This window comes from Pseudomonas sp. R62 (genome assembly GCF_000257605.1).
Classification (GTDB): Bacteria; Pseudomonadota; Gammaproteobacteria; order Pseudomonadales; family Pseudomonadaceae; genus Aquipseudomonas; species Aquipseudomonas atacamensis.
Genome location: NZ_JH635999.1, coordinates 1644404 through 1667019 on the forward strand (window position 1 = coordinate 1644404; position 22616 = coordinate 1667019).

Sequence of the window (22616 nt, forward strand, 5' to 3'; positions counted from 1 at the left end):
GTTAAGCGAGGGCCGCCTGCTTAGCGGTTTCGACGACCCGGCCGACATTGCTGCGTTCTATCTGGATCAAGGTGCGGAGGCGGTGGCGATCAAGCTCGGGCCTGAAGGCGCTTATTACCGCACGCAGCTGGATCAGGGTTTTGTCGCTGGCGTGCCGGTGACCAAGGTGGTCGATACCGTAGGCGCCGGGGATGGTTTTGCGGTGGGGATGATCAGCGCCCTGCTCGAGCATCAGAGTTTTGCCGAGGCTGTGCAGCGAGCGAACTGGATTGGCAGTCGCGCGGTGCAGAGTCGCGGGGATATGGAGGGGTTGCCTTCCCGCTTGGAGTTGACCGCTGAATTCGCGAGCAGGCTCGCTCCCACAGGGGAACGCATTTCACATGTGGGAGCGAGCCTGCTCGCGAAGAGGCCCGCCTGATCACCGCAAATCAATGAACCTGCTGCGACAAAAACAACAAGCTCAGGAGTCACACCGATGAAAACCGCTACCCTCGCCACCCGCCGCTGGTGGTACATCATGCCGATTGTGTTCATCACATATAGCCTGGCCTATCTCGATCGCGCCAACTACGGTTTTGCCGCCGCGTCGGGCATGGCCGAAGACCTGATGATCACACCGGGCCTGTCCTCGCTGCTCGGCGCGCTGTTCTTTCTCGGCTACTTTTTCTTCCAGGTGCCCGGCGCGATCTACGCGCAAAAGCACAGCGTCAAGAAGCTGATTTTCGTCAGCCTGATTCTCTGGGGCGGGCTCGCCACGCTGACGGGCGTGGTCTCCAACGCCTATTGGCTGATCGTCATTCGCTTCATGCTCGGCGTGGTCGAAGCGGCGGTGATGCCGGCGATGCTGGTCTATCTCTGCCACTGGTTCACCCGCGCCGAACGCTCGCGGGCCAACACATTTCTGATCCTTGGCAACCCGGTGACCATGCTGTGGATGTCGGTGGTGTCGGGCTATCTGGTGCAGCATTTCAGCTGGCGCTGGATGTTCATCATCGAAGGTCTGCCGGCGGTGTTGTGGGCGTTTATCTGGTGGCGTCTGGCCGATGATCGTCCGGCCCAGGCCAAGTGGCTCAATGAACAGGAAAAACACGATCTGGAAAGCGCGCTCGCCGCAGAGCAGGTCGGAATCAAAGCTGTGAAGAACTACGCCGAGGCGTTCCGTTCGCCGAAGGTGATCATTCTGGCGCTGCAGTTTTTCTGCTGGAGCATCGGCGTCTACGGATTCGTTTTGTGGCTGCCATCGATCCTCAAGGCAGGCGCGCAAATGGACATGATCGAGGCTGGCTGGCTCTCGTCGCTGCCCTATCTGGCGGCGGTGCTGGGCATGCTCGCGGTGTCGTGGGGCTCGGACAAATTGCAGAAGCGCAAACGCTTTGTCTGGCCGCCACTGCTGATCGCCTCGATTGCGTTCTACGGCTCATATGCCTTGGGCGCCGAACACTTCTGGTGGTCGTACACCCTGCTGGTCATTGCCGGCGCCTGCATGTACGCGCCATACGGGCCGTTCTTCGCCATCGTCCCGGAGATCCTGCCGGCCAACGTTGCCGGTGGCGCCATGGCGCTGATCAACAGCATGGGCGCGCTCGGCTCGTTCGGCGGTTCGTATCTGGTCGGCTACCTGAACAGCTCCACCGGCTCGCCCGGCGCGTCCTATTTATTGATGAGCGGCGCGCTGTTGCTGTCGGTGGTGTTGACCATTTTCCTCAAGCCCGGCGCCAGTGATCGCGTCGTCGCCAAAGCCGCCGCCACACCGCGTGTGCCGGCGCATTCCTGAAAGGATTTTTTGCCATGAAAAAACAGGTCTTGCTGTACAAGAAACTCTCGCCCGCGCTGATGGCGCGCCTGCAAGAGCAGTTTGACGTAACGCTGATCGAAAGCCTCGACGCCGATGGCCTCATGCAGTTGCGCGATGCCCTGCCCCGCGCCCACGGCTTGCTAGGCGCCAGCCTGAAACTGGATGCGGCGTTGCTGGATCTGGCGCCGCGACTGGAGGCGATTGCCAGCGTCTCGGTGGGTGTCGACAACTACGACATCGAGTATCTGAATCGGCGCAAGATTCTGCTGACCAACACCCCCGACGTGCTCACCGAAACCACCGCCGACACCGGTTTCGCCCTGATCCTCGCCGCTGCCCGTCGGGTGGTCGAACTGGCGAACATGGTCCGTGGCGGGCAGTGGAGCCGCAATATCGGCCCGGCGCATTTCGGCACCGATGTGCATGGCAAGACGCTGGGCATCATCGGCATGGGCCGCATCGGCGAGGCCCTGGCCCAGCGCGGGCATTTCGGTTTCGGCATGCCGGTGATCTACCACAGTCAGTCGCGCAAGCCGGCGGTCGAGGAGCGGTTCGCTGCGCAATATCGCAGCCTCGAAGAGTTGCTCCAGCAGGCCGATTTCATTTGCCTGACTTTGCCTCTGACAGCGCAGACCGAACGTTTGATCGGCGCGGAACAATTTGCGCTGATGCGGCCGGAGAGCATCTTCATCAATATCTCGCGCGGTAAGGTGGTCGATGAGGTGGCGATGATCGAGGCGTTGCGCAGCAAGCGCATTCGCGCGGCGGGGCTGGATGTGTTCGAGCGCGAGCCGTTGAATCATGATTCGCCATTGTTGCAGTTGAGCAATGTTGTGGCCACGCCGCACATGGGCTCGGCGACCCATGAGACGCGTGAAGCAATGGCGCGGTGTGCGGTGGAGAATCTGCTGGCGGCGTTGAACGGACAGCGGCCGGCGAATCTGGTGAATCCACTAAACTGATCGTTCCCACGCTCAGCGTGGGAATGCAGCCCGGGACGCTCCGCGTCCCTTCCGAAAGATGGAACGCGGAGCGTCCCTAGAGGCATTCCCACGCTGAGCGTGGGAACGATCAGCAAGGCGCCGGGGCAGGCAATGCAAGACCCTCAGGCACTCCGCGCCTGCAACAGCTGCACCGCACACAACGCAATCCGCGCGCAGGCATCCGCCAGTTTGACCCGATCCACCACCAGACCGATGCGAATATGCCCCGCCGCGCTCGGCCCGAACGCTTCGCCGGCCAGCACAGACACGCCATAACCTTCCAGCAAGCGCTCGGCAAACGCCTGAGCGCCAAGGCCAGTCTGGCGCACATCGACCATCACGAACATACCGCCATCCGGGCGAATCGGCTGCAACCCAGGGCAACCGTACAAACGTTCGCAGACCAGATCGCGGCGCAAGCGATACTCCTCGCGCATCTGAGAGACTTCCGGCAGATCGCTTTGCAGCGCCACTTGCGCGGCCTTCTGTACGAAATCCGGCAGACCGAACAGCATGCTCAGCGACAGATTCACCAGATGCTCGGCCAAGGGTTTCGGGCCGATCATCCAGCCGATGCGCCAACCGGTCATCGCATGGGATTTCGACAGACTGTTGATCGTTGCGGTGCGCTCGGCCATGCCCGGCAGGCTCGCCGGGCTGATGTGCTCGCCTTCGTATAAAAGCTCGCTGTACACCTCATCGCTGATCAGCCACAGGTCATGGCGCATGCACAGCGCTGCCAGTTCCTGCCAGATCAACAAGGGCAGACTCGCGCCGCTGGGATTGTTCGGGCTGTTAAGCAGCATGGCGCGAGTTCGCGGTGTGATGCGCGCGGCGACATCGGCGGGGTCGACACGAAAACCGTTCTCCGGGCGCACCGGCACCGCAATTACCTTGGCACCGCAAGCGCCAAACACTCCTTCGTAAGTGACGTACATGGGCTCGGCGACGATCACTTCATCGCCCGGATCGAGCAGACACTGCGCCACCGAGTACACCGCGCATTGCGCGCCGGGCAGGACAATCACCTGATCAGGATCAACCCGTTGACCACTGCGCTGGCGATGACGCTCGGCAATCAGCCTGCGCAGCTCGAACCGACCTCGCACGTCGGCGTAATGGGTGTCGCCGGCCAACAGGCTATCGATCGCGCCATGGACGATCGGCAACGGCGTATCGAAATCCGGATCGCCGACGCTCAACAACAAAACATCGACGCCTTCGGCGCGCAGTTCCAGCGCTCGGTCGTGAATCTGCCAGGCAGCGGCACCCTCCCCGGCGATTCGTTGGGTCAAGGCTGAATAGCGCATGTACGTCTCCTGTTAGCGCGGTTTCCAGCCTTCACCGTATCTCAAATCACGAAACGCGCCACCATGGAGTTCAAATCCACCGCCAGTCGCGACAGTTCGTGGGTCGCGGCGCTGGTCTGGTTGGCGCCGGCGGCCGATTGCGTGGCGAGGTCGCGGATGTTCACCAGGTTGCGATCGACCTCGCGGGAGACTTGCGCCTGCTCTTCCGAAGCGCTGGCGATAACCAGGTTGCGTTCGTTGATCTGGTGAATCGATTGCGTGATCTGCTCCAGCGCCACGCCGGCCGCGCGGGCCATTTCCAATGTGGACTGGGTGCGCTGATTGCTTTGCTGCATCGACGAAACCGCTTCACCGGTGCCGTTCTGGATGCCGGCGACCATTTTTTCGATTTCCTGAGTCGACTGCGCGGTGCGATGTGCCAAGGCGCGCACTTCGTCAGCCACCACGGCAAAACCACGGCCAGCCTCGCCGGCACGCGCCGCTTCAATTGCAGCGTTGAGCGCCAAGAGGTTGGTCTGCTCGGCGATGGCCCGAATCACGTCCAGCACCTTGCCGATGTCACGACCTTGCGCGGCGAGGCCTTCGATCATCTGCGCGGTGTTCTGCACGTCGTGAGTCATGGTCTGGATCGCGTCGACGGTTTTCACCACCTGATCGCGACCTTCGCGGGCGGCGTGGGTCGACTGATTGGAAGCTTCGGAAGTCGACACGGCGTTGCGCGCCACCTCTTCCACCGCAGCGGTCATCTCGTTGACGGCGGTGGCGGCCTGCTCGATTTCGTTGTTCTGCTGCTGCAGCCCGCGCGACGCTTCTTCGGTGACGGCGCTGAGTTCTTCGGCAGCGGCGCCCAGTTGCGTGGCGGAACCGGCGATCTGCTCGATGGTTTTGCGCAGGTTGGTCTGCATCGCCGCCAGGGCTTCGAGCAGGCGCGCCGGTTCGTCCTTGCCGTCGACTTCGATGGCTTTGCTGAGGTCACCGTCGGCAATGGTTTGCGCAGCGAGCACGGCGCGGTTGAGCGGCGTGACGATGCTGCGGGTCAGCAACCAGGCGAGCAACACGGTGGCCAGCGCCGCAATCACGGCGACGATGATGATCCCGGTGATGGCGCTGTCATAGTTTTCACCGGCCTTGGTGGCCGCCGCTCTGGCCCCGGCGGTATTCATGCCGATCAGCTTGTTGAGCTGCTCGCCCATCTGATCGGTGCCTTCCTTGATGCGCGTGTTGATCAACGCGCGCATCGCTTCCAGATCGCCTTTGCGCGATAGCTCAATCATCTGATTCTGCGCTTGCAGGTAATTATCGAGCGTCGTCGAAAACGTCTGGAAGACCGCGCGCTCTTCAGGGCCTGCCGGCAACGCAGCGTAGCTGGCTTGCGCTTTGCGCACCTTGTCGACCAGCACCGCGATGCGGGTTTCTGCCTCTTGCAGGCTGGCCGGTTCGCGATTGACCAGCACACGGAACGAGAGAATGCGCATGCGCAGGACGTTTTCCGTGACCACGCTGAGGTGGGTCACGCTTGGCAACTGGTTGGTGTCCATGTCGATCGACGCCTGACGAATGACCGTCATGCGGCTGACGGCAAACACGCCGAGGACAATCACCAGCAAGGCGATAAAGGCAAAACCGAGGAAAGCACGGGGCGCGATATTCAGGTTACGCAGGGACATGGTCGGACTCTCGAAAGAAAGAAACTACGAGCGTCCATGCCGTGAGCACTGGCCCATAGCGGGCGACAGTCCGGCGGCACTGAGTTGTGATTTTGTGTGCGCCTGACCGTTGTATCGGCCAGGCTTGAGGAAGGTTTCGGGTCGGCGGTAAATATTTTTCAGGCTGAGGCGAGTTGCCAGACCCGGGCGATGTCGGTGGCGCGTTCACGCAGCAGGCGCGGGGCTTCGGCGCAGGCCTGGTCCAGAGTCATCGGCCCGCTGGTAACAGCAAACGCGGCGTCGATGCCGTGTTGATAGAGTTCCTGATAGCCCTCGCCCAAGGTCCCGGCAATCACGATCACCGGCACAGCGTGTTGTTTGGCAACTCGCGCAACACCGAACGGCGTTTTGCCGCGAAGGGTTTGCGCATCGAAGCGGCCTTCTCCAGTAATCACCAGATCCGCACCTTTGACCGCCTCAGCGAGCCCGACCAGTTCCGCCACCACATCGACGCCCGCCTGAAACTGCGCGCCGAGAAAAGCCTTGGCGGCAAAACCCAGACCACCCGCCGCGCCGCTGCCCGGTTCATCGCGCACGTCTTTGCCCAATGCTTGCGCGCAGAGTTTGGCAAAGTGCCCCAGCGCCTGATCGAGTTGCTCAACCTGCGCGGGCGATGCGCCCTTCTGCGGGCCGAAAATGGCCGAGGCGCCGTGAGGGCCGCAGAGCGGATTGTTGACGTCGGCGGCGATGTCGAAACGCACATTGGCCAGACGTGGATCAAGTCCACTCAGGTCCAATCGCGCCAGTTGCGCCAAGGCAAGGCCGCCGGGCACCAGCGACTGATTCTGCCCATCCAGCATCTTCACACCCAATGCCTGCATCGCCCCAGCACCGCCGTCATTGGTCGCGCTGCCGCCGATCGCCAGGATCACCCGTTGCGCGCCGGCATCCAGCGCTGCACGAATCAATTCACCGGTGCCAAACGTGCTGCTGATGCAGGCATCGCGCTGTCCCGGCGGGACCAGTTGCAGACCGCTGGCCTCGGCCATTTCGATGATCGCGGTGTGGTTGTGCGGTAGCCAGCCCCATGCGGCTTCGACCGGTGCGCCCAACGGGCCGCGCACGCGGGTGCGGCGCAATTCACCTTCGCAGGCCGCGAGAATCGACTCGACCGTGCCTTCGCCGCCGTCGGCCATCGGGCATTTGACCAGCGTCGCCTGTGGCCAGACCTGGGCCAGTCCGAGGGCGATGGCTTCGGCAACGCCTTGGGCACTCAGGCTGTCCTTGAACGAGTCGGGGGCGATGACGATCTTCATGGGAATTCTCCGGTTGCAGTGGCATTCATGCTGCCAGTCGGCCTGCGCCTTGACGCCGGTCGGGTGCACAAGTGGCGTCGGCGTTTATTGTTCATTTCCACAAAAGATATGTGTTGGTTGTACCGGCCTCATCGCTGGCAAGCCAGCTCCCACAGGTTCTGCGGTGGATATGGAAGTTATGAACGCCTCCTGACCTGTGGGAGCTGGCTTGCCAGCGATGGCGGCCGCAAGGACAACTCATGTCAATGGATCAGTCTGCGGCAACAGCTGCACCCCCAGGTACAACGCCAGCATCCCGTCCAGCTTCAATGGATCAACCCCGCTCAGCTCGGCAATCCGTTCCATGCGATAGCGCAGGCTGTTGCGATGGATGCCCAGCGCTTCGGCACAGGCCTGGCTCTGCCCGTCGTGCTCGCACCAACTGCGTAGCGTCGCCAGCAACTGACCGTTGCTGTCCTTGGCGATGACCTTGCGCAGCGGCTTGAGCAATTCGTCCAGCGCGTCATCGTTGCGATGCCGCCACAGCATGACCGGCAAGCGATAACGATTGAGCGTCAGCAGTCTCGAATTCGGCAGCACGTCACGACCATACGCCAGCAGATCGCCGACCCGTCGATAACAGCGGCGCAACCCGGCGAGGCCATCCGCCTGCCCACCGACGGCGATGCGCAGAATCTTCCAGCCGAGGCCATCGAGTTTTTCCAGCAGGCGATCGTGCTCGACGTTCTGGCTCGCCGGGCGACACCACAACAGCGAAAACTTCGCCGAACTCACGCACCAACTGTCGGGATACCGCGAGGTCAGCCATGCACTCAATGCCTCGACGGTTTGCCCCGGGCCGTGCTCAAGCCCCAGTTCAAACAGATACGGCACCCGGGTCAATTGCGGCTTGAGCCCAAGCTGCTGCGCCTCATCGACCAGACGCGGCGAATCCCCCGCCTCGCTCAACAGCAACGCCAGCAGATCATCGCAACGCTGCCGTCGCCATTGCTGCTCGGCCTGCTGGTTGCGCTGGCCGACGAGCATTTCGGCGGTCATGCGCACCAGCTCGGCGTAGGTGCGCAATTGCTCCGGCTCGCCAGTGATGCCAAGCACGCCGATCAAGCGCTGATCGAGCAACAGCGGCAGGTTGATGCCCGGTTGCACGCCTTTGAGGTGCACCGCCGTCTGCGCATCGATTTCCACCACGCGCCCGTTGGCCAGCACCAGTTGCGCACCTTCGTGCCGGGTGTTGATGCGCTCCGGTTCACCGCTGCCGAGGATCAGGCCATGACTGTCCATGACATTGACGTTGTACGGCAAAATGGCCATGGCCCGGTCGACGATGTCCTGGGCAAGGTCGTGATCGAGTTCGAACATAGCGGCGGCAATCCTTCAGTTCAGGCACGAACGGTTGTTCAGCCGCACAGGGTCTGGCGGCAAACCCTGTGCTCAGGCACAAAGACAATCCGGCCAAAGGTGGCCGAGACTCTCAGGGCGATCAACGTTACCCTTTGCATCGCAAAAAATCATAATAAAGAGAGAGCCGCTATGTCGCAGAGCGCCGCAGCTACCCAGACCATCGACGACGGTAAAAACGCCGTCTACAAACGCATCACCCTGCGTTTGATTCCCTTCATTTTCATCTGCTATCTGTTCAACTACCTCGACCGGGTCAACGTTGGCTTCGCCAAACTGCAGATGCTCGACGCACTGAAATTCAGCGAAACCGTGTACGGCCTCGGCGCCGGCATCTTCTTCATCGGTTACGTGCTGTGCGGCGTGCCGAGCAACCTGGCATTAACCCGCTTCGGTCCTCGGCGCTGGATTGCCTTGATGATGATCACCTGGGGCGCGCTGTCGACCTGCCTGTTGTTCGTCACCACCCCGACCGAGTTCTACACCCTGCGCTTTTTTACCGGTGCCGCTGAAGCTGGTTTCTTCCCGGGCGTGGTGCTGTATCTCTCGCAGTGGTTCCCGACGTTCCGCCGTGGTCGGATCATGGCGTTGTTCATGTCGGCGATCCCCGTCTCCGGTCTGCTCGGCAGCCCGTTTTCCGGCTGGATCCTTAACCACTTCGCCGCCGGCCAAGGTGGCCTGGCCGGTTGGCAGTGGATGTTCCTGCTGCAAGGCATTCCGACCGTGATCCTTGGTGCGCTGGCATATTTCCTGTTAAGCGACAGCTTTGCCAACGCCAAATGGCTGACCGCCCACGAACGTTCGGTGCTCGAAGCCGACCACGCCGAAGACCTCGCCAACAAACCGAAAACCGCCACCGACTCACTGCTCGCGGTGTTCAAGAATCCTGCGATCTGGGCCTTCGGCCTGATCTATTTCTGCATCCAGAGCGGCGTGTACGCGATCAACTTCTGGCTGCCGTCGATCATCAAGAACCTCGGCTTCAGCGACAACCTGGTGATCGGCTGGCTGAGTGCGATTCCGTACCTGCTCGCGGCGGTGTTCATGCTGGTCGTCGGGCGCTCGGCGGACTTGCGCAAGGAGCGCCGCTGGCACTTGGTGGTGCCGATGCTGATGGGCGCGATCGGGCTGGTGATCGCAGTGAATTTCGCAGCGAATCCGGCGATTGCGATTCTCGGCCTGACCATCGCGACCATGGGCGCACTGACTGGTCTGCCGATGTTCTGGCCGGTGCCGACCGCCATGCTGAGCGCGGGCGCGGCGGCTGGCGGTCTGGCGCTGATCAACTCGATGGGGCAGATGGCCGGGTTCCTCAGCCCGTATCTGGTGGGTTGGGTCAAGGACAGCACTGGCTCGACGGATGCGGCGTTGTATGTGCTGGCGGCGGTGATCGTTGGCGGGAGTATGCTGGCGTTGCGGATGACGCGGACGTTGCGGGCTTAATCAGAAGCGCAGATCAAAAGATCGCAGCCTTCGTCAGCTACTGTGGAATGCGTTCCCTGTAGGAACTGCCGAAGGTTGCGATCTTTTGCGTTTAAGCGGTGCAATTATGCATAGCGCCAGTCGACGCAACATCTATGCTGACTCTGCCGGCCGCTTCGCGCCCAGGCTCGCTCCCACAGGATTTGTGGCTCCTGGATGTGGGAAATAATGAGCATCCGCTCAATATTCAGCACAAAAACCACGTATCCTGCGCGCCCGTTCAACCAACAAGCCGCGAGGACAGTTTGTCTAAAGGTATCGCTCTATCGGTTTCAGCCTCGGTGCTGTTTGCCGTCATGTATTACTACACGTCGCTGCTGACCCCTCTGAGCGGTGTGGAGATCTTCGGCTGGCGCATGCTCCTGACCGTGCCGTGCATGACCGTGTTCATGCTGGTTTCCGGGGAATGGCGGCGGGTGCTGGAGCTGTTCCGATTGATGGCAGCCAGACCGAAGCTGATCGCCGGGCTGCTGGTCTCTTCCGCCCTCCTCGGCGTTCAGCTGTGGCTGTTCATGTGGGCACCGCTCAATGACTACAGCCTGGATGTATCGCTGGGTTATTTCTTGTTGCCGCTGGCGATGGTGCTGACCGGGCGGATTGCCTATGGCGAGAGCCTGTCTTACCTGCAGAAAATCGCCGTATTTTTCGCCAGCCTCGGCGTGTTGAACGAGTTGTATCAGGTGGGTGGTTTTTCCTGGGCGACGCTGGTGGTCGTGGTCGGTTATCCGCTGTACTTCGTACTGCGCAAATACCTGAAAACCGACAACCTCGGTGGCCTGTGGGTCGACATGACCCTGATGCTGCCGGTCGCTTACTGGTTTGTGCAGGGCGGCGAACAGGGCCTGGCCGTGTTCGATCAATATCCAGGACTGATGTGGCTGATTCCGCTGCTCGGCCTGATCAGCGCTTCCGCGCTGGTGGTGTACATCATCGCCAGCCGCCTGCTGCCGTTCAGTCTGTTTGGTTTGTTGAGTTATGTTGAACCGGTGTTGTTGCTTGCGGTGGCGTTGTTGCTGGGAGAAAGCATCGAGTCGGGCGAGTGGCTGACTTACATCCCGATCTGGCTGGCGGTTGTGGTGCTGGTGTTCGAAGGCTTCAAGCATTTGACGCGCCAACGACGCTCTTAAAAGCAAAAGATCGCAGCCTTCGGCAGCTCCTACAGGAAAAATGCATTCCAAATGTAGGAGCTGCCGAAGGCTGCGATCTTTTGATCTTAAAAAAATCCCGGCGCTGCATTTCTGCAGGCCGGGATTTTTTCATTTCAGATTACTCGGTGGTCAACACACCACGACGCACCTGGTCACGCTCGATCGATTCGAACAGAGCCTTGAAGTTGCCCTCGCCGAAACCGTCGTCACCCTTGCGCTGGATGAATTCGAAGAACACCGGCCCCATCAGAGTTTCCGAGAAGATCTGCAGCAGCAGACGCTTGTCGCCCTGCTCCGAGGCACCGTCGAGCAGGATGCCGCGCGATTGCAGCTGATCGACCGGCTCGCCGTGATTCGGCAGGCGACCTTCGAGCATTTCGTAGTAGGTATCCGGCGGCGCGGTCATGAAGCGCATGCCGATTTTCTTCAGTTGATCCCAGGTCTTGATCAGGTCGTCGGTGAGGAACGCGACGTGCTGGATGCCCTCGCCGTTGAACTGCATCAGGAACTCTTCGATCTGCCCGGCGCCCTTGGACGACTCTTCGTTAAGCGGGATGCGGATCATGCCATCCGGTGCGGTCATGGCTTTCGAAGTCAGACCGGTGTACTCGCCTTTGATGTCGAAGTAACGGATTTCACGGAAGTTGAACAGCTTCTCGTAGAAGTTCGCCCAATAGGCCATGCGACCGCGATAAACGTTGTGGGTCAGGTGATCGATAATCTTCAGGCCGGCGCCAACCGGGTTGCGATCAACACCTTCGATAAACACGAAGTCGATGTCGTAGATCGAGCTGCCTTCGCCGAAACGGTCGATCAGGTACAGCGGCGCGCCGCCGATGCCTTTGATCGCCGGCAGGTTAAGCTCCATCGGACCGGTTTCGATGTGAATCGGCTGAGCGCCGAGCTCCAGTGCGCGGGAATAGGCCTTCTGCGAATCCTTCACGCGAAACGCCATGCCGCAAACGGACGGGCCGTGTTCGGCGGCGAAGTACGAGGCGACGCTGTTGGGTTCGTTATTGAGGATCAGATTGATCGCGCCCTGACGATAGAGGTGCACGTTCTTGGAACGGTGGGTCGCGACTTTGGTGAAGCCCATGATCTCGAAGATCGGCTCCAGCGTGCCGGGAGTCGGCGCTGCGAACTCGATGAACTCAAAGCCCATCAGACCCATTGGGTTTTCGTATAAATCTGCCATGGTGACGCCTCATCATTTCTTATCAATTAACCAGGGTTATTTGTCAGGAAAGTGATGTAGAGGGAGGCGCACAGGAGATGCCACGCACGCTGCGCGCGAGGAAGTCTCCGTAGATCAGTTGGAACCCGAATATCTTCATTGTCGACCCAAGGCTCTTGCGGGCGAGGCTTCTGCTGCCAGAAGACGATTATTATTGTATGCGTAAATCGATTCTACACAGCGTAACGGGACCTGTCTGCCCTCTGTATAAAATCCGCTTTTTTTCGTACGGCGCAAGAGCCATCTGCGATCTATTCTCCCCTCTGGCTCAATTGTCTATCGGGCCGGACTTCGACTCCACAGGATGTGTCCATGCCGCTGACCCGCAGACCCCGCCGCAAACGCAGGACCCGCATCGTCGTGACTGTGCTCAGCGGTCTGCTGCCGATCGTACTGGGCAGTGGGATTCTTTATATGCAGGCAGAACGCACACTGCAGCAAAGTGCCGAGGAAACGGCCGAACAAGCGCTGCGACAGTTCGATCTGATGCTCGATAACACGGCAGAAGCCGCTCGGGTCCTGCTGCCGCTTGCCGGGAAAAATTGCGAAGAGGTGAAACTGGCCCTGCGCGAACAAGTGACCCGCCGCCCCTTCGTGCGCTCGACCAATCTGGTCTGGGACAACAATCTCTACTGCAGCTCACTCTTCGGGGCGTTCCAGGAAGCCGTCAATGCCGGGGACTATCATCAAGGCAAACTGTGGTTGATGAACGGCAATCCGGTGACGCCCGATACGGCATTGTTGATCTACCGTCTCAGCGACGGTCGTGGTGGCGCGCTGACCACACTGGATGGCTATCACTTGAGCAACATCCTGCGCCTGATCGGCCGCCAGACATTACTGACGTTGCAAGTGGGCGATAACTGGCTGTCCGCCGACGGCAAAGTTCATCAGGGATCAGTGCCTGCCCCGCCGGTCGCGCACAGCCTGCTGGAATCCAAGCGTTACGGTTTCAAAGTGTCGGCGGGTTTCCCCCAGGGCGAAGTCCGGCGTTACATGGCGGCTGAATATCCTCCGCTGTTCAGTCTGTTGATTTTCTTCGGTGCAATCTCCGGTGCCATTGGCCACTTCGTTCAGAAGCGATCGACCTCGCCCAGCCACGAAATGATGCGCGCACTCGAGGCCGGGGAATTCATTCCGTACTTCCAGCCCGTGGTTCACGGCGACAGCAAGCGATGGTCGGGCGCTGAAGTGCTGATGCGCTGGAATCACCCGAAAGAGGGGCTGGTACGCCCGGACCTTTTCATTCCATTTGCCGAGCACTCAGGTCTGATCGTGCCGATGACCCGCGCGCTGATGCAACAGACTGCGGCCCTGCTGGGACCGCACTCTGTGAACTTCGCCAAGCCTTTCCATATCGGCATCAACATCAGCGCCAGCCACTGCCAGGATCTGGAGCTGGTCGAAGATTGTCGTGACCTCTTGGCGGCGTTTGCGCCCGGCAGCGTCGAACTGGTGCTGGAATTGACGGAGCGCGAACTGATCGAGCCGAGCGACATCACGCTTAAGCTGTTTGAGCAATTGCATGCACTGGGAGTAAAAATCGCGATCGACGACTTTGGTACCGGGCACTCGAGCCTTGGTTATCTGCGCACCTTCAACGTCGACTTTCTAAAGATCGATCAGAGCTTCGTGGCCATGATCGGTGTAGACGCGTTATCGAGGCATATTCTCGACTCCATCATTGAACTGTCGGCCAAACTGGACTTGGGCATTGTTGCCGAAGGTGTCGAAACTCAGGCCCAGGCTGATTACCTGACCGAGCATAACGTTAACTTTTTGCAGGGCTATTTGTACGGTAGACCGATGCCTGGCGCTGATTTCCTCGAAGCATTAACTCATCATTAAATCGCCGACACTGCCCGCCGAACAACCGCACCAAATTGATACAAAAAGTCATTGTTGTTACATGGCGACAACATCAGGATTTACTCTTGTCGCATTAACTACTACAATTTTTTCAACCTGAGCCAGACTGGCAGGTGAGCCAATTATCACCGAGTCGCTTCCAGGCTCTTGGCTTATAGCTTTGTTTGCGGTTGGTATCAGCCAAACACACTATTGGAGTAAAGATATTGTCCAGACTCGCTGAATTTCGCGCAGCTGAAAAGGCCCTTCAGGAACAGCTCAAACAGCTGGAATCGCTGAAGAACGATGCCGGGCTGAAGAAAGAAATCGAATTCGAAGAAAAGCTCCAGGGACTGATGAAAACCTATGGCAAAGGCCTGAAAGACATCATCGCCATCCTTGATCCAAACCCGGCAAAGTCCGGTCTGCAGCAGTCCGCAGCGCCCAAGACCCGCCGCGCCCGCGTGGTCAAGGTTTATCAGAACCCGCACACTGGTGAGCTGATCGAAACCAAGGGCGGCAACCATCGCGGTCTGAAAGCCTGGAAAGAGCAGTACGGTGCAGCCACCGTGGATTCATGGTTGCGCGGTTAATCTGACGCCAACAAAAAGCCCTGCCTGATGCAGGGCTTTTTTATTGACAATATCTAACAAATGAAATGATTTTCATCGAACAAGTTGGAAATTTGTGTAACGCTTCTGAATCATCAGGCTAAACATTTTGCTGCGCGATGTTACCTCGAGCGCATGATCAAACTATGTGCTTAATCCTTTCCGGCAAGCGAACTGCTGCGAGTTAGTACGAACGTTTATAATTTCAGGCTGTGGCGCGCCGCTTCTATATCGTCGGCGCTCGCCTTATAAACGTCGGCCTGACCGGCATATGAAAGTACGTAAGCCTTGTCTGTTTCCACAGCTGCCACCAACGTTTGTGATAATACGTGTCGACCGTTCTCGGTGACCGTGCAGGTCGTCTCCAGCCCGGACAATGAGCCGAGCGCAGCCGGATGAATTCTGTTGCAGACGCTCTGATAACCACTGCGGAAAAAATCCTTCTGGATCGATTTGCGCATTTCCAGCAGCACGCCTTGCAAATTGACCTGATGCCCCGCCTCCACGTGCGTCATCGTCAACTCCATCACCATCACCTGATTGCCATCAGCATCGAGCTTCACCGCCCGTTGCCGCGAGACTGGCGGCGCGGTTTCCGGCAACGCTTCAACCTCCCAGCCCGTCGGCCAAGTGATACTTGGTTCGGCCATTACGGGTAAAACCACAGCCGACGACAAAGCAAAAAAAACAAACACGGATTTCAACAGTCGGATCATTGCCGGACGCACTCATGGATAGAAAGCAAAGTCTGAGCCCCGCCTTCGCGCAGGGCAAGCCCGCCTTGCATTTGGCGATGCCGGTCGGCATGCGTATCATTGCGCCCATTCACTCGCCCATTGTTATTGGAGGGCCCATGAGCCTCAACGAACTGAACACTTTCCCCGGCGTGACTGCCACGCCAGACAGCGCAACCCGCAACTTCGTGTTCAACCACACCATGCTGCGCGTGAAGGACATCACCAAGTCGCTGGATTTCTACACCCGCGTACTGGGTTTCTCGCTGGTCGAGAAGCGTGATTTCCCGGAAGCCGAGTTCAGCCTGTACTTCCTCGCGCTGGTCGATAAATCACAGATCCCGGCCGACGACGCTGCGCGTACCGAATGGATGAAATCGATCCCGGGCATTCTCGAACTGACCCACAACCACGGCACCGAAAACGATGCCGACTTCGCCTATCACAACGGCAACACCGACCCGCGCGGTTTCGGTCACATCTGCATCTCAGTGCCGGATATCGTCGCTGCGTGTGCACGGTTTGAAGAGCTGGGTTGCGATTTCCAGAAGCGTCTGACCGATGGCCGGATGAAGAGCCTGGCGTTTATCAAGGATCCCGATGGTTACTGGGTTGAAATCATTCAGCCTGCGCCGCTGTAAAAAGCTGAAAGCCCCTCACCCTAGCCCTCTCCCAGAGGGAGAGGGGACTGATTGCGGGATGTTGGAGAATTACGCCGACTTGAACGATTGGCGGTGAATCCATAATCGACCGGCTCTCTCAGGTCGATGGATGACTTCAGACACCTCGGTCGGCTCCCTCTCCCTCGGGAGAGGGCTGGGGTGAGGGGTGGCTTTCCACGCGCAATAAAAAACCCATGATCGCTCATGGGTTTTTTCGTTTTCGACCTGGCAGTTACGCCGGGGCCGAAGTCCGGATCAAGTGATCGAACGCACTGAGCGAAGCCTTGGCGCCCTCGCCCACTGCGATCACGATCTGCTTGTACGGCACAGTCGTCACGTCACCCGCTGCGAAGATCCCCGAGATCGAAGTCTCGCCACGATTATCGACAATGATCTCGCCACGCGGCGACAGCTCGATGGTGCCCTTCAGCCAATCGGTGTTCGGTAGCAGACCGATCTGCACGAAGATGCCTTCCAGCTCAACCGTACGCAGCTCATCTGTGGTGCGATCCTTGTAACGCAGACCGTTGACCTTCTCGCCATTGCCGGTGACTTCAGTGGTTTGCGCACTGGTGATCACGGTGACGTTCGGCAGGCTGTGCAGCTTGCGTTGCAGCACGGCATCGGCACGCAGTTGCACGTCGAATTCCAGCAACGTTACGTGCGACACGATACCGGCCAGATCGATGGCCGCTTCAACGCCGGAGTTACCGCCGCCGATCACCGCCACGCGCTTGCCTTTGAACAACGGGCCGTCGCAGTGCGGGCAGTACGCCACGCCCTTGTTGCGGTATTCCTGCTCGCCCGGAACGTTCATTTCGCGCCAGCGCGCGCCGGTCGCCAGGATCACGCTCTTGGCTTTCAAAGTTGCACCGCTGGCGAAGTGGACTTCATGCAGCTCACCGTTCTTGCCCGGGATCAGCTTGTCGGCGCGTTGCAGGTTCATGATGTCGACGTCGTACTGCTTGACGTGTTCTTCCAGCGCCGTGGCCAGTTTCGGCCCTTCGGTTTCCTGCACGGAAATGAAGTTCTCGATGGCCATGGTGTCAAGCACCTGACCGCCAAAGCGCTCAGCCGCAACACCGGTGCGGATGCCTTTACGTGCGGCGTAGATAGCGGCCGAAGCACCCGCTGGGCCACCGCCGACGACCAGCACGTCAAAGGCTTCCTTGGCGCTGATTTTCTCGGCCTGACGCTCAATCGCGCCGGTGTCGAGTCTGGCGAGGATTTCCTCCAGGCCCATGCGGCCCTGGCCGAAGTTTTCGCCGTTGAGGTAGATGCTCGGCACGGCCATGATCTTGCGATCGTTGACTTCGTCCTGGAACAGCGCGCCGTCGATGGCGACGTGGCGGATGTTCGGGTTGAGCACGGCCATCAGGTTCAGCGCCTGGACGACGTCCGGGCAGTTCTGGCAAGACAGCGAGAAGTAAGTCTCGAAGGTGAATTCGCCTTTGAGCGAGCGAATCTGCTCTATCACTTCAGCACTGGCTTTCGATGGGTGGCCGCCGACTTGCAGCAGCGCCAGCACCAGCGAGGTGAATTCGTGGCCCATCGGGATGCCGGCAAAACGCAGTCTGATGTCGGCTCCGGGGCGGTTGATCGAGAACGATGGCTTGCGGGCATCGTCACCGCTGTCGATCAAGGTAATCTGGCTCGAAAGACTGGCAACGTCTTTCAGCAGGTCCAACATTTCACGGGATTTCGCACCGTCGTCGAGGGATGCAACGATCTCGATCGGTTGGGTGACCCGTTCCAGGTACGATTTCAACTGGGCTTTAAGATTGGCGTCCAACATACGGGCGATTTCCTTTATTTGAGGCGAAAAAAAGCCCGAGCGAATCTCGCCCGGGCATTTTTATTGGGCGGTGCAGCTAACTTAAGAAGGTGCGGCGTGCCGCCCTGCGTTGCATGTCACAGACTTAGATCTTGCCGACCAAGTCCAGCGACGGAGCCAGAGTGGCCTCGCCTTCTTTCCACTTGGCCGGGCAAACTTCGCCTGGGTGTGCAGCGACGTACTGAGCAGCCTTGATTTTGCGCAGCAGCTCGGAAGCGTCACGGCCAACGCCGCCATCGTTCAGTTCAACGATTTTGATCTGGCCTTCAGGGTTGATCACGAAGGTGCCACGGTCAGCCAGACCAGCTTCTTCGATCAGCACGTCGAAGTTGCGCGAGATGACGTGGGTCGGGTCGCCGATCATGGTGTATTCGATTTTGCCGATGGCTGGCGAAGTGTTGTGCCAGGCAGCGTGAGCAAAGTGGGTGTCGGTCGAAACGCTGTAGATTTCCACGCCCAGCTTCTTGAACTCAGCGTAGTTGTCGGCCAGGTCTTCCAGCTCGGTTGGGCAAACGAAAGTGAAGTCGGCTGGGTAGAAGAACACTACGGACCACTTGCCTTTCAAGTCAGCATCCGAGACTTGAACGAAGTCGCCGTTTTTGAACGCGGTAGCTTTGAACGGTTTTACTTGGCTGTTGATGATAGGCATCGATGACTCTCCGTCAGGGGTTATGAAGTTGATGGGTGAATCCTACCCACTCACTCGACGGAAGGCTCATTGGCAAACCTGATGCTGCTGATTTGTTTTCGCTATTAGCTGACTGTATTAATAGAAGAAAACGATCTCTACGGTTGATCCGGTTTATCCATAATCCGAGCCATTCCCTGGAATGGGCTGACCTCAACATAGCGCATGGCGGATTTCATGTCTTTCCAGCCGACGTAACTCATCAGCGATTTAAGATCCCAGCCGCTTTGATGCGCCCAAGTGGCAAAGCCACGCCGCAGCGAATGACTGGTGTAGTTCGCGGCGGCAATCCCGGCGCGCTGCAACGCCTGGCGCAACAAGGGAATGATGCTGTTGGCGTGCAAGCCCTCCTCGCTCAGATTGCCCCAACGATCAATGCTGCGGAATACCGCGCCGCGTACCAGCGCCGCCTCCGTGATCCAGTCGATGTAAGCCTGCACCGGACACAGCTTGAGCAGCGCCGGGGCCTGGTAGGTCTGCCCGAGGTTTTCCCGGTCGCCCTTGCTGCGCGGCAGATACAAAGTGATGCCCTTGCCAGCGCTCGCCTGCACATGCTCGATCTGCAGGCGGCACAACTCGTCACTGCGAAAGCCACGCCAGAAGCCCAGCAGAATCAGCGCGCGATCCCGATAAGCCTTGAGCAAGGTCGGGCGGTCCTGATCCTGGCGGGCGGTTTGCGCCTCCTGCTCCAAGCAATCGATCACTCGTTGCAAATCCTGCAGTTGCAACGGCTCAGCCTGTTTTTCCTGCGCCGGATGCAATGCGCGAATGCCCTTGAACACCTTGCGCACTACTGGCGCCTTGGTCGGATCGGCAAAGCCCTGACTGTTGTGCCACTGCGCCAGCGCCGACAGGCGCAATTTCAGCGTGTTGATCGACAGCACTCCGGCGTGCTCCACCAGATAGCGCGCAACGCTGTCGGCAGTAGCCGGGAGAAATCCGCCCCACGTCACCTCGAAATGCTCGATAGCCATGCGATAGCTGCGGCGAGTGTTGTCCCGGGTGGCGGCTTGCAGATATCGATCGATGTCACTCATGGGCAGTTTTCTCGCTTGTGTACGGGTTCACTCATGCAGGTGCGCATTTTGCCGCCTGACATTGGGTAATACCAGTATATCCCGCGTGTTTTAATTCAAATATTTACCTATATTTTCAGCATGGTACACTGCGTAGTTTAGTGGCATGTACCACAGTACGTAACCGTAGGAGTTCACATGGCCCGTGGCGGCATTACCAAAGCACTGGTGCAAATCGCGCGCACAGCGATCCTGGCTCGCGGCGAACACCCAAGCATCGATGCAGTACGCATTGAAATGGGCAACACCGGCTCGAAAACCACGATCCATCGCTACCTGAAAGAACTGGATGACGGCGCACAACCAGCAGAAGCGTCAGCCGAACCGATCGATGATGAGCTGACCGCCCTCGTCTCTCGCCTCGCCCAGCGCCTGAAAGAACAGGCGCAGGAGCCCATCGAGCAAGCCCGCGAACAGTTCGAAGAGCAACGCGAAGCACTGGAAACCGAGCTGAAACAGGTTCGCCAGGCGCTGGAAAAACTCGAGCACGATCACGACATTCAAGGCGCCGCACTGCAACGCGAATCCGAGGCGCTGAGCAACACCCGCTCGATGCTGCAAACCGAACAGACGCGCAATGCCGGTCTCAACCAGGCACTGGCCGATTTTGAATTGCGCTTGCAGGACAAGGACGAGCAGATCCGCTCACTGGAAGAAAAACACTTGCACGCCCGCGATGCGCTGGAGCATTACCGTAACGCCACCAAGGAACAGCGCGAGCAGGAACAGGCCCGCCACGAAGGGCAAATCCAGCAGATCCAGGCCGAGCTACGCCAAGCCCAGCAGAGCGCGCTGGTGCGTCAGGATGAGATCACACAGTTGCACCGTGACAACGAACGCCTGCTTACCGAAAACCGTGGCACCCAGCGCGAGCTGAATCTGGTGCAGGATCAGCTCAAGCACAGCAATCAGCGTCAGGATCAGTTGCTCGAGCAGGCCACGCGCATGGACAGCGAGCGCACCCTCCTCCAGGAACGTCTGCGCGTGGCGACACTGGAAAGCCAGGCGCTCAAACAGAGCGTCGACGAGCAGACGCAGCTCAATCAGTCACTGGAAAAGGAATTGCTCAAGGTTCAGGCAAGCCTTGAAGACAGCCAGCGTCTGGCGGCTGCCGTTGCGGCAGCGCCAGATTCGACCAAAGCGAAGGACGCTTAAGCGCTGACCGGCGTGCGCATGGTCACAAACTCTTCGGCAGCCGTCGGGTGCACCCCGATGGTGTCGTCGAAGTCGCGCTTGGTCGCGCCCGCCTTCAAGGCAATCGCCAGACCTTGCACGATCTCGCCAGCGTCCGGGCCGACCATGTGGCAGCCAAGCACCTTGTCGGTCTTGGCGTCGACTACCAGCTTCATCAGGGTTTTCTCCTGACAGTCAGTCAGGGTCAGCTTCATCGGCCGGAAGCGACTTTCGAAAATGACCACTTCGTGGCCACAATCGCGCGCTTCTTCTTCGCTCAAACCGACTGTGCCGATGTTCGGCAGGCTGAACACGGCGGTCGGAATCATCTTGTAGTCCACCGGGCGGTATTGCTCCGGCTTGAACAGACGCCGCGCCACGGCCATGCCTTCGGCTAGCGCGACCGGTGTCAGCTGCACGCGACCAATGACGTCGCCCAGCGCCAGAATCGACGGCTCGGTGGTTTGGTACTCGTCGTCGACTTTGATGAAGCCTTTGTCGTCCAGTTGCACATCGGTGTTTTCCAGGCCCAGATTGTCCAGCATCGGACGCCGGCCGGTGGCGTAGAACACGCAGTCGGCTTCGAGTACGCGACCATCCTTGAGCGTCGCCTTCAAGCTGCCGTCAGCTTCCTTGTCGATGCGAGCGATGTCGGCATTGAATTGCAGGTCAAGGCCGCGCTTGGTCAATTCTTCTTGCAGGTGCTTGCGCACCGACCCATCGAAACCACGCAGGAACAGATCGCCGCGATACAGCAGCGTGGTGTTGGCACCGAGGCCATGGAAAATCCCGGCGAACTCGACCGCGATATAACCGCCGCCAACCACCAGCACACGCTTGGGCAACTCTTTCAGGAAGAACGCCTCGTTCGAACCGATCGCATGCTCATGCCCCGGGATTTCAGGGATCTGCGGCCAGCCGCCGGTGGCAATCAGAATGTTCTTTGCCGTGTAGCGCTCGCCATTGACCTCAACCTCGTGCGGCCCGACGATTTTCGCGTGCGCCTCGTGCAGGGTCACGCCGCTGTTGACCAGCAGATTGCGATAAATGCCGTTGAGGCGATTGATCTCGCGATCCTTGTTGGCGATCAGCGTGGCCCAGTCGAAGTTGGCCTCGCCCAGGTTCCAGCCAAAACCGGACGCCTGCTCGAAGTCCTCGGCAAAGTGCGCGCCGTAGACCAGCAGCTTTTTCGGCACGCAACCGACGTTGACACAGGTGCCACCCAGGTAACGGCTCTCGGCCACCGCCACTTTCGCCCCGAAGCCGGCGGCAAACCGCGCAGCTCGCACACCGCCGGAACCGGCACCAATCACATAAAGGTCAAAATCGTAGGCCATTTCTATCTCCTCGGCAGGCCATCAGCATACCCGCAGTCATCCATTGGGCAAGCACTGCCATCCATATAAGGGCGGAAAATGAAAAAGCCACCCGGAGGTGGCTTTCTTTTGCAGACGAGGCAAACGCTATCAGTAAGCTTTGCCAGTCTTGTAGAAGTTTTCGAAGCAGAAGTTGGTCGCGTCGATGTAGCCTTCAGCGCCACCGCAGTCGAAACGCTTGCCCTTGAACTTGTAGGCCATCACGCAGCCGTTCTGGGCCTGCTTCATCAGGGCGTCGGTGATCTGGATTTCGCCGCCCTTGCCTGGCTCGGTCTGTTCGATCAGGTCGAAGATGTCCGGGG

At 59.3% G+C, this 22616-nt stretch carries 19 protein-coding genes and 1 pseudogene; 9 read left to right on the forward strand and 11 right to left on the reverse strand.

Features of this window, described 5'->3' with window-relative positions; genetic code table 11:
- The 3 genes from OQK_RS25350 to OQK_RS25360 all read left to right on the forward strand — a co-directional run.
- On the forward strand, positions 1-418 hold a 418-nt coding region (locus tag OQK_RS25350), incomplete at its 5' end, for a carbohydrate kinase family protein (protein WP_016774901.1).
- A 57-nt stretch (positions 419-475) separates the two neighbouring features.
- Positions 476-1774: an MFS transporter gene (locus OQK_RS25355; RefSeq protein ID WP_016774902.1), complete on the forward strand. Its 1299-nt coding sequence runs from the start codon at positions 476-478 to the stop codon at positions 1772-1774.
- 14 nt (positions 1775-1788) lie between these two features.
- Positions 1789-2757, forward strand: a complete 969-nt coding sequence (locus OQK_RS25360) for a 2-hydroxyacid dehydrogenase (RefSeq protein ID WP_016774903.1) — start codon at positions 1789-1791, stop codon at positions 2755-2757.
- Positions 2758-2900: 143 nt separating this feature from the next.
- Here OQK_RS25360 and OQK_RS25365 read toward each other — a convergent pair whose 3' ends face one another.
- The 4 genes from OQK_RS25365 to OQK_RS25380 form a co-directional block, all read right to left on the reverse strand.
- Positions 2901-4088 carry a pyridoxal phosphate-dependent aminotransferase gene (locus OQK_RS25365; protein ID WP_016774904.1) on the reverse strand — a complete coding sequence of 396 codons (1188 nt, stop codon included), beginning with the start codon at positions 4086-4088 and terminating at the stop codon, positions 2901-2903.
- A 41-nt stretch (positions 4089-4129) separates the two neighbouring features.
- Positions 4130-5755 carry a methyl-accepting chemotaxis protein gene (locus OQK_RS25370; protein WP_016774905.1) on the reverse strand — a complete coding sequence of 542 codons (1626 nt, stop codon included), beginning with the start codon at positions 5753-5755 and terminating at the stop codon, positions 4130-4132.
- A gap of 158 nt (positions 5756-5913) precedes the next feature.
- Positions 5914-7050: a glycerate kinase gene (locus tag OQK_RS25375; protein ID WP_016774906.1), complete on the reverse strand. Its 1137-nt coding sequence runs from the start codon at positions 7048-7050 to the stop codon at positions 5914-5916.
- Positions 7051-7287: 237 nt separating this feature from the next.
- Positions 7288-8409 (reverse strand): sugar diacid recognition domain-containing protein, encoded by a 1122-nt coding sequence (locus OQK_RS25380; protein ID WP_016774907.1) that lies wholly within the window; start codon positions 8407-8409, stop codon positions 7288-7290.
- Positions 8410-8580: 171 nt separating this feature from the next.
- On the opposite strand from OQK_RS25380, the gene OQK_RS25385 reads away from it, so the two are divergent.
- The gene (locus tag OQK_RS25385) at positions 8581-9891 is read left to right on the forward strand and encodes an MFS transporter (protein ID WP_016774908.1); all 1311 of its coding nucleotides are present in this window, start codon (positions 8581-8583) and stop codon (positions 9889-9891) included.
- 284 nt (positions 9892-10175) lie between these two features.
- Positions 10176-11057, forward strand: coding sequence for an EamA family transporter RarD (gene rarD, locus OQK_RS25390; protein ID WP_016774909.1), 882 nt, complete (start codon positions 10176-10178; stop codon positions 11055-11057).
- 139 nt (positions 11058-11196) lie between these two features.
- Here the strand turns inward: rarD and hppD are convergent, their stop codons facing one another.
- Positions 11197-12273: a 4-hydroxyphenylpyruvate dioxygenase gene (hppD, locus tag OQK_RS25395; RefSeq protein WP_016774910.1), complete on the reverse strand. Its 1077-nt coding sequence runs from the start codon at positions 12271-12273 to the stop codon at positions 11197-11199.
- Positions 12274-12624: 351 nt separating this feature from the next.
- On the opposite strand from hppD, the gene OQK_RS25400 reads away from it, so the two are divergent.
- Together OQK_RS25400 and OQK_RS25405 are read left to right on the forward strand one after the other, a co-directional pair.
- Complete coding sequence (locus tag OQK_RS25400; protein WP_016774911.1) at positions 12625-14160, forward strand: EAL domain-containing protein; 1536 nt, start codon at positions 12625-12627, stop codon at positions 14158-14160.
- Positions 14161-14387: 227 nt separating this feature from the next.
- Positions 14388-14753, forward strand: coding sequence for a histone-like nucleoid-structuring protein, MvaT/MvaU family (locus OQK_RS25405; RefSeq protein ID WP_016774912.1), 366 nt, complete (start codon positions 14388-14390; stop codon positions 14751-14753).
- A gap of 215 nt (positions 14754-14968) precedes the next feature.
- On the opposite strand, the gene OQK_RS25410 is transcribed toward OQK_RS25405, so the two are convergent.
- The gene (locus OQK_RS25410; RefSeq protein ID WP_016774913.1) at positions 14969-15487 is read right to left on the reverse strand and encodes a DUF4946 domain-containing protein; all 519 of its coding nucleotides are present in this window, start codon (positions 15485-15487) and stop codon (positions 14969-14971) included.
- A gap of 137 nt (positions 15488-15624) precedes the next feature.
- On the opposite strand from OQK_RS25410, the gene gloA reads away from it, so the two are divergent.
- Positions 15625-16146 (forward strand): lactoylglutathione lyase, encoded by a 522-nt coding sequence (gene gloA, locus OQK_RS25415; protein WP_016774914.1) that lies wholly within the window; start codon positions 15625-15627, stop codon positions 16144-16146.
- 253 nt (positions 16147-16399) lie between these two features.
- On the opposite strand, the gene ahpF is transcribed toward gloA, so the two are convergent.
- The 3 genes from ahpF to OQK_RS25430 all read right to left on the reverse strand — a co-directional run bounded on the left by ahpF (position 16400) and on the right by OQK_RS25430 (position 19726).
- Entirely contained in the window at positions 16400-17962 is a 1563-nt protein-coding gene (ahpF, locus tag OQK_RS25420; RefSeq protein ID WP_016774915.1) for an alkyl hydroperoxide reductase subunit F, read from the reverse strand.
- Between the two features lie 124 nt (positions 17963-18086).
- Positions 18087-18650 carry an alkyl hydroperoxide reductase subunit C gene (gene ahpC / locus OQK_RS25425; RefSeq protein ID WP_016774916.1) on the reverse strand — a complete coding sequence of 188 codons (564 nt, stop codon included), beginning with the start codon at positions 18648-18650 and terminating at the stop codon, positions 18087-18089.
- 137 nt (positions 18651-18787) lie between these two features.
- Positions 18788-19726 carry a site-specific integrase gene (locus OQK_RS25430; RefSeq protein ID WP_016774917.1) on the reverse strand — a complete coding sequence of 313 codons (939 nt, stop codon included), beginning with the start codon at positions 19724-19726 and terminating at the stop codon, positions 18788-18790.
- A 177-nt stretch (positions 19727-19903) separates the two neighbouring features.
- Between OQK_RS25430 and OQK_RS25435 the strand changes: the two genes are divergently transcribed.
- Positions 19904-20920: a DNA-binding protein gene (locus tag OQK_RS25435; protein WP_016774918.1), complete on the forward strand. Its 1017-nt coding sequence runs from the start codon at positions 19904-19906 to the stop codon at positions 20918-20920.
- Here OQK_RS25435 and gorA read toward each other — a convergent pair.
- On the reverse strand, positions 20917-22275 hold the full coding sequence (gene gorA, locus OQK_RS25440; protein WP_016774919.1) for a glutathione-disulfide reductase: 1359 nt from the start codon (positions 22273-22275) through the stop codon (positions 20917-20919). The two genes, OQK_RS25435 and gorA, sit on opposite strands and share 4 nt — an antisense overlap.
- Before the next feature lie 129 nt (positions 22276-22404).
- Positions 22405-22616, reverse strand: a pseudogene (locus tag OQK_RS25445) (UTP--glucose-1-phosphate uridylyltransferase); the annotation flags it as partial.